This window comes from Mycolicibacterium sp. 624 (assembly GCF_040548615.1).
Taxonomy (GTDB): Bacteria; Actinomycetota; Actinomycetes; order Mycobacteriales; family Mycobacteriaceae; genus Mycobacterium.
Map to the genome: position 1 here is coordinate 742,095 of NZ_JBEPRZ010000003.1, position 14,039 is coordinate 756,133.

General features: G+C 66.4%; 16 protein-coding genes. 7 read left to right on the forward strand and 9 right to left on the reverse strand.

Annotated elements, in window-relative coordinates; translation table 11 throughout:
• Positions 1 to 1,053, forward strand: a complete 1,053-nt coding sequence (locus tag ABIA65_RS16395; protein ID WP_241399324.1) for an ABC transporter ATP-binding protein — start codon at positions 1 to 3, stop codon at positions 1,051 to 1,053.
• Positions 1,050 to 1,988, forward strand: coding sequence for a TIM barrel protein (locus ABIA65_RS16400; RefSeq protein ID WP_241399325.1), 939 nt, complete (start codon positions 1,050 to 1,052; stop codon positions 1,986 to 1,988). Before ABIA65_RS16395 ends, ABIA65_RS16400 begins: the two co-directional genes overlap by 4 nt.
• Before the next feature lie 13 nt (positions 1,989 to 2,001).
• Here ABIA65_RS16400 and ABIA65_RS16405 read toward each other — a convergent pair whose 3' ends face one another.
• The 8 genes from ABIA65_RS16405 to ABIA65_RS16440 form a co-directional block, all read right to left on the reverse strand.
• The gene (locus ABIA65_RS16405; protein ID WP_241399326.1) at positions 2,002 to 2,874 is read right to left on the reverse strand and encodes an SDR family NAD(P)-dependent oxidoreductase; all 873 of its coding nucleotides are present in this window, start codon (positions 2,872 to 2,874) and stop codon (positions 2,002 to 2,004) included.
• Positions 2,871 to 3,782, reverse strand: a complete 912-nt coding sequence (locus ABIA65_RS16410; protein ID WP_241399327.1) for an alpha/beta fold hydrolase — start codon at positions 3,780 to 3,782, stop codon at positions 2,871 to 2,873. Before ABIA65_RS16410 ends, ABIA65_RS16405 begins: the two co-directional genes overlap by 4 nt.
• Positions 3,779 to 5,140 (reverse strand): cytochrome P450, encoded by a 1,362-nt coding sequence (locus ABIA65_RS16415; RefSeq protein ID WP_354524192.1) that lies wholly within the window; start codon positions 5,138 to 5,140, stop codon positions 3,779 to 3,781. The genes ABIA65_RS16410 and ABIA65_RS16415 overlap by 4 nt, the downstream gene beginning before the upstream one ends.
• Before the next feature lie 73 nt (positions 5,141 to 5,213).
• Entirely contained in the window at positions 5,214 to 5,972 is a 759-nt protein-coding gene (locus ABIA65_RS16420) for an alpha/beta fold hydrolase (protein ID WP_354524193.1), read from the reverse strand.
• A 48-nt stretch (positions 5,973 to 6,020) separates the two neighbouring features.
• Positions 6,021 to 7,034, reverse strand: coding sequence for an Rv2578c family radical SAM protein (locus ABIA65_RS16425; RefSeq protein ID WP_354524235.1), 1,014 nt, complete (start codon positions 7,032 to 7,034; stop codon positions 6,021 to 6,023).
• A 42-nt stretch (positions 7,035 to 7,076) separates the two neighbouring features.
• A complete protein-coding gene (locus tag ABIA65_RS16430; protein WP_241399331.1) occupies positions 7,077 to 7,400 on the reverse strand; it encodes a branched-chain amino acid transport AzlD family protein in 324 nt (107 codons plus the stop codon).
• Positions 7,393 to 8,073, reverse strand: a complete 681-nt coding sequence (locus ABIA65_RS16435; protein ID WP_241399332.1) for an AzlC family ABC transporter permease — start codon at positions 8,071 to 8,073, stop codon at positions 7,393 to 7,395. Before ABIA65_RS16435 ends, ABIA65_RS16430 begins: the two co-directional genes overlap by 8 nt.
• Before the next feature lie 76 nt (positions 8,074 to 8,149).
• Complete coding sequence (locus ABIA65_RS16440; RefSeq protein WP_241399333.1) at positions 8,150 to 8,584, reverse strand: Rv2576c family protein; 435 nt, start codon at positions 8,582 to 8,584, stop codon at positions 8,150 to 8,152.
• A 278-nt stretch (positions 8,585 to 8,862) separates the two neighbouring features.
• Here ABIA65_RS16440 and urtA point away from each other — a divergent pair, with 278 nt between their 5' ends.
• Genes urtA through urtE form a run of 5 tightly spaced genes read left to right on the forward strand, consistent with a single transcriptional unit; the run spans position 8,863 to position 13,668 of the window.
• Complete coding sequence (gene urtA / locus ABIA65_RS16445; protein WP_241399334.1) at positions 8,863 to 10,140, forward strand: urea ABC transporter substrate-binding protein; 1,278 nt, start codon at positions 8,863 to 8,865, stop codon at positions 10,138 to 10,140.
• 3 nt (positions 10,141 to 10,143) lie between these two features.
• Positions 10,144 to 11,028: an urea ABC transporter permease subunit UrtB gene (urtB, locus tag ABIA65_RS16450; protein WP_241399335.1), complete on the forward strand. Its 885-nt coding sequence runs from the start codon at positions 10,144 to 10,146 to the stop codon at positions 11,026 to 11,028.
• Positions 11,025 to 12,149 (forward strand): urea ABC transporter permease subunit UrtC, encoded by a 1,125-nt coding sequence (urtC, locus tag ABIA65_RS16455; protein WP_354524194.1) that lies wholly within the window; start codon positions 11,025 to 11,027, stop codon positions 12,147 to 12,149. The genes urtB and urtC overlap by 4 nt, the downstream gene beginning before the upstream one ends.
• Positions 12,146 to 12,976 (forward strand): urea ABC transporter ATP-binding protein UrtD, encoded by an 831-nt coding sequence (urtD, locus tag ABIA65_RS16460; RefSeq protein ID WP_241399337.1) that lies wholly within the window; start codon positions 12,146 to 12,148, stop codon positions 12,974 to 12,976. Before urtC ends, urtD begins: the two co-directional genes overlap by 4 nt.
• On the forward strand, positions 12,976 to 13,668 hold the full coding sequence (gene urtE / locus ABIA65_RS16465; RefSeq protein WP_241399338.1) for an urea ABC transporter ATP-binding subunit UrtE: 693 nt from the start codon (positions 12,976 to 12,978) through the stop codon (positions 13,666 to 13,668). Before urtD ends, urtE begins: the two co-directional genes overlap by 1 nt.
• A 26-nt stretch (positions 13,669 to 13,694) precedes the next feature.
• Here urtE and ABIA65_RS16470 read toward each other — a convergent pair whose 3' ends face one another.
• Positions 13,695 to 14,030, reverse strand: a complete 336-nt coding sequence (locus ABIA65_RS16470; protein ID WP_354524195.1) for a hypothetical protein — start codon at positions 14,028 to 14,030, stop codon at positions 13,695 to 13,697.
• Positions 14,031 to 14,039 lie beyond the last annotated feature (9 nt).

Sequence of the window (14,039 nt, forward strand, 5' to 3'; positions counted from 1 at the left end):
ATGGCCACCATCACTTTTCGCAACGTCAGCAAGACATATGGCCAAACCCATGTCGTCGAAAACCTGAACCTTGACCTGCCCGACGGCTCGATGACAGTACTGGTCGGCCCGTCCGGCTGTGGCAAGTCGACGTCACTGCGCATGCTGGCGGGACTGGAGAGCGTCAGCTCGGGCGACATCTTCATCGGCGATCGCAACGTCACCCACGTAGACACCCGCGATCGCGATATCGCGATGGTGTTTCAGAATTACGCGCTGTACCCCCATCTCGACGTGCTGGGTAACGTCGCATTCCCGTTGCGCGCCAAGAAGATGAAGAAGGCCGACGCGCATCGCAAGGCGGCCGAGGTCGCCACGTCGGTGGGGCTCGGCGAGCTGCTGGGCCGGCGGCCCAAGGATCTCAGCGGCGGACAGCAACAACGCGTGGCGATCGCGCGCGCGATCGTCCGTGCACCGGCGATCTTCCTGTTCGACGAGCCGCTGAGCAACCTCGACGCGAAGCTGCGCATCGAGACACGCACCGAACTGCTGCACATCCAGCGCAGGCTGGGAATCACCTCGTTCTACGTCACGCACGACCAGGAAGAGGCGATGACGATGTCCGACCGCATCGTGGTGATGCGGGCAGGCGGCGTCGCTCAAGCCGGCACACCGTATGACGTGTACTCCAAACCCGTCGACACGTTCGTCGCGACCTTCGTCGGCAGCCCGAAGATGAATCTCATCACGGGGGCTGTCGAGAACGGGGTGTTCCGGGCCGACTCCGGTGCCGAGTTGGACGCCACACCTCCGGTCCGCGGGCCGGTGGTGCTCGGCGTACGGCCCGACGACCTGCTTCTGACCCCGCAGGCCGGGTCGAACGCAACCGTGACCCTCGTGGAACTGCTCGGTCCCCGCGCGATCGTCACCGTCAGCGTCGGCGACACCGAACTGACGGCCGTCGCCGAGGTCAACCGGCTCAGCGGCATCGAGCCCGGCGCGCCCGTAGCACTGACCGTCCGCCCTGGCTCCGCGCACTACTTCGACCACGAATCCGGAAAGCGAATCGAATGACCAGCACCGCTGCACTGCCCGCCCGCCCGATTCTCGGCGTCAACACCTGTTTCGCCGTCAAGCGTTGGCCTGAACCGTACGACTGGGCCCGCATCGTCAAAGAAGACCTCGGTCTGGACGTCGTTCAGCTGAGCCTCGACCTGTTGCCTGTCGGCTTCGACCCCGCGGCAGCACTCGGCTACGCGCGGCGCGCCAAGAAGGCCGCCGAGGAGTTCGGCATCGAGATCCACAGCGTGTTCACCGGCCTTGGCGCCTACTCGTCCGGGCTGCTGCTCTCCGACGACGCAGGCGACCGCGCCGCAGCCTACGGATGGTACGAGCGCATGATCGAGGTGACGGCCGAGGCCGGCGCCCGCGGACTCGGCGGACACCTGGGCGCACTGTCCGTGCCCGCGGCCGCCGACCCGGCCCGGCGCGCGGCGCTCATTGCGGACGAAATGTCGCAGATGCGCCGCCTCGCCGATGCGGCAAAGGCGTCCGGGCTGGACCATCTTCAGTTCGAGAACCTGGCCGTACCACGCGAATACGGCCACTCCATCAGCGAGGCTCACGCCATCGAAGATGCTCTAGCAGACACCGCCGTGCCGTGGCGGCTATGCCTGGACCTCGGGCATCCGGCGGCGCTCGACGAAAGCACTCCCAGCGGGCACGCGGTCAACTGGGTCACCGAGACCTGGCGCACCACGCCCGTGGTCCAGCTCCAGCAGTCGCCCCGCGGTGCCGATCACCACGGACCGTTCACGGCCGCGGCCAACATCGCCGGGACCGTCGACGCGAAGGCCGTGCTCGGCGCGATCGCGGAGTCCTGGCACGGCGATGTTCCGCTGTTCTTCGAGATCATCCATGCGCACGAGCATCGCGACAGCGACGTGGTGGCCGACGTCCGCGAGAGTGTCGACTTCTGGCGAGCGGCGATGGCAGGTGAAACGCAGTAGGGGCCGATCAGGCTCAGGACTGTGAGTCCTGGCCCGCGCCCGAACGATCCGACTTGCTCACGGCCGATGTGAAGCGACTGACGATGCCGTAGTAGTGAGTGGGCGCGACCCTGCCCAGGAAGTCGAACACGAAGGCGTCGGGTCCGACCAGGATGCGCGCCTTACCCCGCTCCACGCCGCGGTGAATCACCTCGGCGGCCTTATCGGGCTGAGTCAGTGTCAGCGCGGCGAACTCGGTGACCATCTGCTGGTGGGTGCGTCCGCGGCCCTCCGGATCCTTGCGGAACCGGGCGTTGGCCACGATATTGGTGTTGATCCCGCCGGGATGCACGTTGATGGCGCGCACGCCGGTGCCACGGAGTTCCTGACGCAGCGAGTCGGTGAAGCCGCGAACGGCGAACTTGGCTGCGCAGTAGGCACTCTGGTGGGGCATGCCGACCAGGCCGAAAACGCTGGAGGTGTTGACGATGGCGCCGGAGTCCTGGGCGACCAGGATCGGCAGGAATGCCCTGGTGCCGTTGACCACGCCGTGAAAGTTGATGTCCCACAACCACTGGTCGTCCTCGACGACACTGTCCAGCACACTCGACGACACGGACACGCCGGCATTGTTGAACACCGCGCCCAGCGGCGCAGGCGCCCAGTCTCCGACCTCCTTGGCGAAGTCGAGTTGCGCCGCGGCGTCGCGGACGTCGAGCACCCGGGTCAGTGTCGGCCCGGTGAGACTCGCCTCGGTCTCCTTCAGCGCTTGCTCATTGACATCGGCGAGTGCCACGGGACAACCGTGCGACGAGAGCCGCTGTGCCAGCGCCCGGCCGATTCCGGATCCCGCACCGGTGATGACGACCGTTCTGCCACTGATGACATGTGCCGGTGACTGGCTCATAGTCGCTCCTCTGCGATGTCGGGTACTGAACTGCGGATGTGGTCGGTGATCAGGTCCCGAAGGTGACCCCAGGCGCCCGTCGGTAAATCGTGGCCCATACCGACGACGGTCCTCAGCTGCGCGCCAGGTATGGCGCGTGCGGTGGCCGCACCGCCGGTGGGATTCACCATACGGTCGCGGTCGCCGTGTATGACCAGAGTTGGGACATTAATCTGCCGGAGTTCGGCGGTGCGATCGCCAGAGGCGAAGATGGCGGCGAGCTGGCGGGTGACACCGTCGGTGGTGGGGTCGCGGTCCCAGGCGGTACCTGCCTTATCGCGCACCCACTCCTCGTCGAACGGGTATCCGTGCGAACCGATGTGACCGAACATCCGCACCGCCGTGTCGACGGCCTCGGCACGGGTACGGGCGGGTTTCGCGGTCGCCATGCGCCACCACGTCGTGGCCGCGGGCCGCCCGATGCGCGCCGCGCCGGTGGTCGACATGATCGAGGTCAGCGTGCGGACCCGACCCGGGTAGTGGGCGGCGACGGTCTGGGCGATCATGCCGCCCATCGAGACGCCGACGAGGTGGGCGTCGCGGCGGCCGAGCGCATCCAGCAGACCAACGGTGTCTCGCGCCATGTCCCCGAGGTGATACTGGCGTTCGTGGTTGCGTCCCCGCAGCACGGCCAACGTGCTGGGTGCCGGGAAGTCCATATGCGTCGAACGGCCGACGTCCCGATTGTCGAAGCGAATGACCCGGTAGCCGCGGGACGCGATGCCCGCGGCGAGTTCGGCCGGCCAGGTGTGCTTCTGCTGGCCGAGCCCGGCGATGAGCACGACCGTCTCGTGGTTCGGGTCGCCGAACGCGTCATGGCACAGGGCGATACCGCGGCCGACGGGTACGACGGCCTCGGCGTCCGTCACGCCGTGGCCCTGCCCGCCGCGGCGGCGACCGACGCGACGGGTGGCGAGACCGCGCGGCGGTAGACGACCGCACGCCCGCCATGGCCCGGCGCCGTCGCGACACCCCGTGAATGAGGGGGCTCGCCCGCGGCGTAGGTGGTGCCGAACTCGAACTCCTGCAACAGCGTCCGCAACGTCACCAGCATCTCCATGTTGGCGAATGCGGCGCCGATACACCTGCGGATGCCGCCGCCGTACGGAATCCAGGCGTGTGTGTCGGGCGGGTTCCCGATGAATCGGTCTGGGTTGAACGTCTCGGCGTCGGCGAAGCTGCGCTCTCCTGCGTGCGCCAGCGAGATGCTGACGAGCATGACGTGCCGCTCCGGAATCACCCACTCCCCCAACCTGATCCGCTGTTTGCTCATCCGGGCGGTTCCGTTGATCACAGGGCGGGTGCGCTGCACCTCGAAGATGGTGGCCTGCAACAGGTCCGACCCGCCGGCGTCGACCTCATCGGCGAGACGATTGCACAGCCGAGGGTGCCTGCGGATCCGCTCGACTGCCCACGCCAGAGTGGTGGCCGTGGTCTCGTGACCCGCGGCGAGCAGGGTCAGCAGCTCATCGGCGACGTGGTCGTCGGTGATCGGCGAGCCATCCTCGTACCGCGCCTGCAGCATCAGCGCCAGTACGTCGCCGCGCTCCTCGAACGACGGATCCCGCCGCGCGTCGGCGATGAGCGTCGCGACAATCGCGTCGTAGCGGCGACGAAGCTTCTCCACCCGCCCCCACGGGCTCAATGGACCGTGGTCGCGGCGGAAGGCGGGCGGCATCACCGCGAGCCGCGACGCCTTCAACACCATCGTGGGCAACAGGTCTCGCAGTTCCTCAAGGGCCGCGCCGTCCGCACCGAACACCGCGCGAAGGATTGCGTTGAGCGTGATCCGCATCATCGATGGCAGCGTTTCGAACTCCTGCCCCTCGGGCCAGGAGGCAATCTCGCGCTGCACCTCTTCGGAGATGATGTGCTCGTAGCCGTGCATGCGCTTGCCGTGGAAAGCCGGGACCAGCAATTTGCGACGCTGGCGATGCGCGGTGCCGTCCAGGCTGAACGTCGAACCGGGACCTAAGACCTCGCCGAGCGTCCCTGCGCGGGCAATCAGGTCGCTGTTCATCGTGAACAGTTCCTTGACGAGTGCGGGATCGCTGATGACAACGGTGGGCCCGAAGATCGGCAGGTTCAGCGTGAACTCCGATCCGTAGCGCCTGGCCACCGCCGCGACCGCCTTGTCGCGGTTGGCCAGGAACGCGATGCCCTGCACCAGCTTCGGTATACGCGTGCTCGGTGGAAGCCGTACTGGATCAGTGGTCGCCCCGCCCACGTCGAAACCTCCAGAGTCGATACTCAGTTCGACCTGCGACGGTACGCCTCAGTACCGGAGGGCACAACCCCCGTCAGCGATGCTCCCGCCAGAAGTCCACGACCACCTTGGCGGTCCGCGCCGGATCCTGCGTCATCCACCAGTGCCCGAGTCCGTCGAACACCACGACGTCGGCTCCGGCCCTGCCCGCCGCACGTCTCCGCTGGTCCAGGGTGCCGACGTAGGTGTCCTCGGTCGGCAGCAGTGCCAGACCTGGCCGTGCAGCGGCCTTGTGCAGATGCTCACCCGCACGGTCGGCGACGATGGGCTGGGCGGCCGAGCGGTACAGCGTCAGGATGCAGCGGCCCATGGCCTCGTCCACACCCGGCGCGACCCGTTCCGCCACGTCGCCGGCCATCCCGGCGGCGGTGAGGAACGCGGTGCGGTCCGCGACGGCGGCGCCGGCCAATCCGGCGACCACGGCCTCTCCCACCTCTGGCGTCTGCCACTGCTGCGCCATGTCGTGCCAGACGTAGTCGGCGTCGAAAACGCCGAGCACGTCCGACACCCACGTGCGAACGAGGTCCGGTCGCGTCATCGCGACGTTGAGCACGTGCCCGCCACCCCAGTCGTGGCCGAACAGGTCGACCGGTGCACCGATCCTCTCGAGTTCGCCGACCAGCCAGGCGTGGTAGCCGTCCATCGTCGCCTCGAACCCGTCGGGCACCGGAGCACCGAACCCGGGTGGCGAAAGGCGGACGACGTCGGTCTCCCCCAGCTGGGCGAGTTCGGAGACGAATGGGTCCCACACCGCCGCCGTCTCGGGTACGCCATGGACCAGAACCACCGTCATCGAAGCCTCCATCGTCGCGACTGCTGCACGACAGGCAACCTACGCCCGTCAGAACAGGGTCGGTTGCAGCGCCGGCCCCACGACCGGAGCGGCAGGTGGCGCACGGAAGGATCGCTGGTCTCCGGTGAGGCCGTGTCGACGCACCAGTGGCGCGGCCCGCTCCCGCAGCATGTCGCGGTAGCTCTGCGGGAGATACGCTCCGCGGCCATACAATTCGCGGTAGGGCCGGACGAGCCGCGGGTGGTCTCGGGCTAGCCACGACATGAACCATCCCCGCGTCGACCCCCGCAGGTGCAACCCGAATATCGTCACACCGGTGGCGCCGGCGGCGGCGATGTCGGCGAGCAGTGCGTCGAGTTGCTCGGCGGAATCGGTGAGCATCGGCAGTACCGGCGCGACCATCACATGAGGGTCCAGGCCGGCTTCACGGATGGCGCGGATCAGCCCGAGCCGCGCCCGCGGCGTCGGCGTCCCGGGCTCCACCTGCCGGTGCAAATCGAGATCCCCGACGGCCAGCGACACCGCCACGCTGACGTCGACGCGACGGGCCGCCTCGGCGATCAGCGGCAGGTCACGTTGCAGCAGTGTGCCCTTGGTGAGGATCGAGAATCCGGTGCCCGAATCAGCCAGCGCACCAAGGATTCCCGGCATCAGCGCGTACCGCCCCTCCGCCCGCTGATAGGGATCGGTGTTGGTGCCCAGCGCCACCGTCTCGCGTGTCCACGACCGACGCCGAACCTCCCGAGCCAGCACCTCGGCGACGTTGGTCTTGACGACCACCTGCGTGTCGAAGTCGGCACCGGAATCGAAGTCCAGGTACTCGTGGGTTGGCCGGGCGAAGCAGTACCGACACGCGTGACTGCATCCGCGGTAGGCGTTGACGGTGAATCGAAACGGCAGGTTCGCCGAGTCGGGCACCTTGTTCAGCGCCGACTTGCACAGAATCTCGTGGAAGGCCATGCCCTCGAACTGCGGTGAGCGGACCGTGCGCACGAAGCCGAGGCGCTGCAGTCCCGGCAGCGCGCCGTCATCGACACCGACACCCTGACCGTCCCACCGCACACCTAATTCGAACGCCCGTTCGATCAATTGTCAAGCGTCACGTCACAGCAGTGAGGCGATCACCACGTTGGTGAGCGTTCCACCGACTATCGACAGCAGCAGATTTCGCCGCCAGAGGTGAACCCCGACGGTCACCGCCAGTGCCGCCAGTGCGGCCCACCGCTGCAGTCCATCGGCCGTCGGGATCCCCCGCAGCGTGTAGAACGCGAGGATCACCATGACCCCGAGCGGCATGTGCAGGCTCAGATAGCGCACCACCACCGAGCGTCGCAGCGGTGCGAGTGCCGCGAACGGCAGCGCGCGCAACGCCCACGTGATCACGGCACTGACTGCCACCATGGCGGCGATGTGTGCCGGGTCAGCCATGGCCGTGTCGCCACTTCACCAGAGTCAATCGGCCGACCAGGATGGCGGTGTACCCGGCGAACGCGCTCACCAGCATCCATTCGGGCGTGACGAGCCACGCCACGATCGCGCAGCCTGCCGCGCACACCGCGAGGAACACCTCCGGCCTGACCCGGTAGGCGTCGATGGCGAGCACCACGAACAACGCGGTCAGCGCGAAGTCCAGACCCTGCACCCGTTCGATCGGGAGTGCCGAGCCGGCCAAGGCGCCGATGGTCGCCCCGAGCACCCAGGCAACCTGGAATATGACCTGCACGAGCAGGATTCGCCGAGAGGTCCAGCCCGCCGGCTCAGCGGAGGTGACCGCATAGGCCTCGTCGGTCAGTGCGTAGGTGCTGTAGACCTTCGCGAGCCGTCCGTTGACCCGGTCGAGCGGGAAGGACAGCGCATAGAAGACGTGGCGCAGGTTAACGATGAGGGTCGTCGAGGCCACCACGGTCAACGGCGCCGCAGCCGTCGCAAGCGGAACCAGGAGGAACTCCAGCGAGCCGGCGTAGACCACCGCTGTGAAGACCGTCGCCCACCACCAGGGCAGGCCGGCGTGCACGACGACGAGTCCGAACGCCAGGCCCAGGGAGAACAGCCCGAGGCCGACGGGTGCGGCGATCGCGGTCACCGGGCTCCGTCGCTCCACCCTGGCGATCCTAGGAGCGAGGTGTCAGCGCGCCCGCGCCGCGGTCAATCCCGCGGGCGGGTGCGTGACTGATGTGTCAGTTCCAGGAGCGCAGCTGGCACTGCGTCGCGAACGGTCCGGTCTGCTCCACAACGATCTGACCGTCGACCGTGATCTCGCAGCGCACGTTCGGGTCGGCCTGCATCGCGTGGGCGGCACCGCTCGCGGAGACGAAGGCCCACTGCGAGTCGGGCAGCGTGGTTTCGAAAACCCACGGTGCTCCGGGCGCCAGGTTGATCTTCTCGCTCTTCACGAACGCATTCGGGTCGGCGTGGTATGCCTCCAGGCTCGGGGGCGCCGCGAACGCGTAGTAGAGATTGAAGTCTCCCGGACCCACCGATGTCAGCGTGTACTTGACCTGGTGCTCCGCGGGCTCGGCGTTGGCTGTGCCCTGGCCTAAGGCCAGTGCCCCCGCGCCCATCATCACGATCGAACCGCAGGCCGCCAATATCTTGGTTGTCGCTGTACGCATGATCCTCACATCGGCGCACGGTACCGGAACGTTACATTCGTCGGCCATCCGTGTTGTCCGGGCCTGCTCGAAGCCCCTAATCACAGCGGAATCTCCCACAAACGTCCGGGGTACAGCGCGGGAACTCGTCGTTAATTTGTTCGTGACGTACAGAAATTCCACAGAAACAAAGCCTCTCTAACGTCCCGATTCGACGCCTCACGGCGTCGCAAACTCCTGCGCTCGCACACCGACAGTCATCGGTGCGGGAGTCCTGCCGGTTCGACGAAAGGTTGTTCATGGGGTTGTTCGAGGGGCGCATCACCCGCGCAAGGGTGAGCAGATCGGCGCTGGTCGCGGGAAGTTTGATAGCCACGTCAAGCCTGTTGCTGGCGGGCTGTGGCAGCAAGGCCAGTGACACCGAGGGCGCCAGCGCCGAGTCGTGCGTGGACACCGCGGGTTCGACCATCAAGGTCGGTTCGCTCAACTCGCTGTCGGGCACGATGGCGATTTCCGAGGTCACCGTGCGTGACGCGATCAAGCTCGCGGTCGACGAGATCAACGCCTCCGGCGGCGTAATGGACAAGCAGATTCAGATCGTCGGCGAGGACGGCGCATCCGAGCCCACCGTGTTCGCCGAGAAGGCCGAGAAGCTCATCAGCAGCGACTGTGTGGCCGCGGTGTTCGGTGGCTGGACCTCGTCGAGCCGCAAGGCGATGCTGCCCGTCTTCGAGAGCAATAACTCGCTGCTCTACTACCCGGTGCAGTACGAGGGCCTGGAGTCGAGCAAGAACATCTTCTACACCGGTGCCACCACCAACCAGCAGATCGTCCCCGCGCTGGACTACCTCAAGGAGAAGGGCGTCAAGTCCCTCTACCTGGTCGGTAGCGATTACGTCTTCCCCCAGACCGCGAACCGGATCATCAAGGCGTACGCCAGCGCCAATGGCATCGAGATCAAGGGCGAGGACTACACGCCGCTGGGCTCGACGGACTTCTCGACGATCGTCAACAAGGTCCGCACCGCCGACGCCGACGCGGTGTTCAACACGCTCAACGGAGACTCGAACGTCGCGTTCTTCCGCGAGTACAAGAACGTGGGCATGACCCCGGAGACGATGCCCGTGGTGTCGGTCTCGATCGCCGAGGAAGAGGTCGGCGGCATCGGCGTGCAGAACATCACCGGACAGCTGACGGCCTGGAACTACTACCAGACGATCGACACCCCGGTGAACAAGAAGTTCGTCGAGGCCTACAAAAAGGCCTACGGCGCCGACAAGCCCACATCGGATCCGATGGAGGCGGCCTACGTCTCGGTCTACCTGTGGAAGAACACTGTCGAGAAGGCGAAGTCGTTCGATGTCAAGGCAATCCAGGACAACGCCGGTGGCGTGACGTTCGAGGCGCCCGAGGGTCTGGTGACCATCGACGGCGAGAACAACCACATCACCAAGACAGCTCGCATCGGCGAGATCCGTCCCGACGGCTTGATCTACACCATCTGGGAGTCCCCCGGCCCCATCGAGCCGGACCCGTACCTGAAGTCCTACCCCTGGGCCGCCGGGCTCTCCGGTTAACACATGGATGTCCTGATCGGACAGCTGGCAACAGGATTGAGTCTCGGCTCAATCCTGTTGCTGGCTGCACTGGGCCTGTCTTTGACCTTCGGGCAGATGGGCGTCATCAACATGGCGCACGGCGAGTTCATCATGGCTGGCTGCTACACCGCCTACGTCGTTCAGCAGGTGGTCTCCAATACGGGTGCCTCACTGCTGATCTCGTTGGTGGTCGGCTTCTTCGTCGGCGGCGCCATGGGTGTGCTGTTGGAGGTCACACTGATTCAGCGAATGTATGACAGACCGCTGGACACGCTCCTGGTCACGTTCGGTGTCGGCTTGATCCTGCAGCAGATTGCCCGTGACGTCTTCGGCGCTCCGGCCGTCAACGTGGTCGCCCCCGAATGGCTCTCGGGTGGAGTGCAGATCTTCGGAGCGGTTGTTCCGAAGACTCGCATCTTCATCCTGATCCTGGCCGCGGTCGCCGTGGTGGTCCTGGCCACCGCCTTGAAGACCAGCCCGATGGGTCGCCGAATCCGGGCCGTGGTGCAGAACCGCGATCTGGCGGAGACCAGCGGCATCTCGTCACGCAAGACCGACATCACGACATTCTTCATAGGCTCCGGACTTGCCGGGGTCGCGGGCGTGGCGTTGACGCTCATCGGTTCGACGAGTCCGACCACCGGTCAGAGTTACCTGATCGACGCGTTCCTGGTCGTCGTGGTCGGTGGGCTGGGCCAGATCAAGGGCACGGTCATCGCCGCGCTCGGTATCGGCTTCCTGAACTCGTTCATCGAGTACAACACCACGGCATCGCTGGCCAAGGTGATTCTGTTCGTGATCATCGTGTTCTTCCTGCAGGTCCGCCCGCAGGGACTCTTCACGGTTCGGACGAGGAGTCTGGTATGAGAAGCCTGATCGGTCGCTGGCAGACGTGGGTCGGTTTCGCCGTCGGCGCCATCGCACTGTTCGGTATCGCGCCGGCGGTGCTTTCGGACTTCCGGCTCGGCCTTCTGGCGAAGTTCCTGTGCTTCGCCATTGTCGCCGTCGGCATCGGATTGGCATGGGGCCGTGGCGGAATGCTGGTGCTCGGCCAGGGCGTGTTCTTTGGGCTCGGCGGCTACATCATGGGCATGCATCTGAAGATCTCCGATGCGGCGCTGGCCAAACAGGCCGTCCCGGACTTCATGCAGATCGCCGGGGTGAAGCAGTTGCCCGCGTACTGGCAGCCGTTCGAGTCGCCACTGGTGACGCTGCTGGCCGTCTTGCTGGTGCCCACCGCGCTGGCGGCGCTTCTCGGCCTCGGCGTGTTCAAGCGCCGTGTCAAGGGCGCCTACTTCGCCATCCTGTCGCAGGCGCTGGCAGCAGCACTGGCTATCCTGCTGATCGGCCAGACCAGCATCGGTGGCAGCAACGGGCTCACCAACTTCCGGACGTTCTTCGGCTTCTCGCTGAAGGACCCGGTCAACAAGCAGATGCTGTACTTCATCGCCGCAGCCGTCCTGCTGCTGTCGGTGGCGGTGGCGCGTCAGCTCATGCAGAGCCGCTACGGGGAACTGCTCGTCGCGGTCCGCGACGGCGAGGAGCGGGTGCGGTTCCTGGGCTATGACCCGGCCAACATCAAGGTCGTCGCCTACGTCGTCGCCGCACTGTTCGCCAGCATCGCCGGTGCACTCTTCGCGCCCATCGTCGGTTTCATCGCGCCATCGCAGGTGGGCATCCTGCCGTCGATCGCCTTCCTGATCGGTGTCGCCATCGGCGGCCGCACCACGCTGCTCGGTCCGGTGCTCGGCGCGATCGGCGTGGCGTGGGCGCAAACCCTGTTGTCCGAACGCTTTCCGTCCGAGTGGACCTACGCCCAGGGGCTTCTTTTCATCGTGGTTGTCGGGTTCTTCCCCGCGGGTCTCGCCGGGCTGGGCGTGTTCCTGCGCCGCCGCCGAAAGAACAAACCCGACGACGATCCCGAACCGGTCGCTGTGCCCGATCCCGACCCGGAACCGGAGCCCGAGAAGGCCGGAGTCAACGCATGACCGATCAGATCGAAGCACCTCCCGAACCCGCTGCCGGCGGCAACGTCGGTATGGGGACGCAGTACCTCGAAGTCCGAGGCCTGACCGTCGACTTCGACGGTTTCAAGGCCGTCAGCGGCGTCGACCTGACCCTGTTCCAGGGTGATCTGCGCTTCCTCATCGGACCCAACGGTGCGGGCAAGACGACGGTGATCGACGCGATCACCGGACTGGTGTCCGGCTCCGGGTCGGTCAACAAGTCGGGCGTGGAACTACTCGGCAAGAAGGTGCATCAGATCGCCCGGCTCGGCGTCGGGCGAACCTTCCAGACGGCCAGCGTCTTCGAGCAGTTGACGGTGTTGCAGAACCTCGACATCGCCGCGGGCGCAGGACGATCCGCGTGGACACTGCTTCGCCGCAGGTCGGGCGTTCTGCCCGCCATTGAGGAGGCTCTCGAGATCACCGGCCTCGCCGACCTCGCCGAGAAGCCGGCGGGTGTGCTGGCGCACGGGCAGAAGCAGTGGTTGGAGATCGGCATGCTGCTGGTGCAGAACGCCGACGTGCTACTGCTCGACGAGCCGGTGGCGGGCATGAGCCACGAGGAACGCGAGGAGACCGGAAACCTATTGCGGCGCATCGGCGGTGAACGCACGGTCGTGGTGGTCGAGCATGACATGGATTTCATGCGGGCCTTCGCGACGTCGGTCACGGTGTTGGCTCGCGGGCAGGTCATCGCGGAGGGCTCAGTGGCCGAGGTGCAGGCCAACCCGAAGGTCCAGGAGGTGTACCTGGGTACCGCTGCCGCTGGAACAGAGGGTGTGCCCGAAGAACTGCTCGAGGAGGGCTGATGCTCGAACTCATCGACGTCCGGACCGGTTACGGCCGTTCCGAGGTCATCCATGGGGTGAACCTCGAGGTGCCCTCCGATGGCGTGGCCGCTGTCATGGGCCACAACGGGGCGGGGAAGACGACCCTGCTGCGGGCGGCGGTCGGACTGCTGAAGTGCTCCGGCGGCAGAGTGAAGTTCGATGGCGAGGACATCACCAAGCTGCGGCCGAGCGCCCGCGTGGCGCGAGGGTTGGCCTACGTTCCGCAGGGCCAGCAGTCCTTCGGTCAACTGACCACGGCCGAGAACCTGCAGGTGGTCGCCGACGGCCGCAAGAACGGCAAGCAGCTCATCGATGAGCAGCTCGATCTGTTTCCTGCGTTGCGGGAACTGCTCACCCGGCGCGCGGGTCTGCTGTCGGGCGGTCAGCGCCAACAACTCGCTATCGCGCGAGCGCTCATCACGACACCCAAGTGCCTGATCCTCGACGAGCCGACCGAGGGCATCCAGCCCTCGGTCGTCGCCGAGATCGAGTCAGCCATCACGACATTGACCGCTCGCGGCAACCTCGGGGTGCTGCTGGTCGAACAGCACATCGGATTCGCACTGGAGTCATCGCAGCGGTACTACATCCTCGAATCCGGACGTGTGACCTCCAGCGGCACGGGAGGTTCAGCGTCGGAGGCCGACGTGCGCGCCGCGATGGCCATCTAGACCGCCGAACGGGCAACCCCGCGGCTTCAGGGGGCCGGTTGCCCGTGCTGCATCTCCCGCATGGCCTCAATCACCTTCGGCTGCTGTTCCGGGCACACGTAGCTGACTCCGACGAGGAGCAGCGTGGGGTCGACGGCGGGATCGACCATCTTGACGGCGAGGTCGTCGACGGTGCCATCACAATCGTCGACGGCCGCTCGGTAGACGTCGGCCATGTCCGGATCGCTGGCCGCCGACGGCCAACCCACGATGTCGGCACGCCACGACTCGATGTCCACCTCTTCCAGGGATTTGATCGAGATCCCGGATGCGCATCCGGCGAGCACCAAGGCTCCCGCCACCAGCCCGACCGTGATCCGCATGGGTTGAGC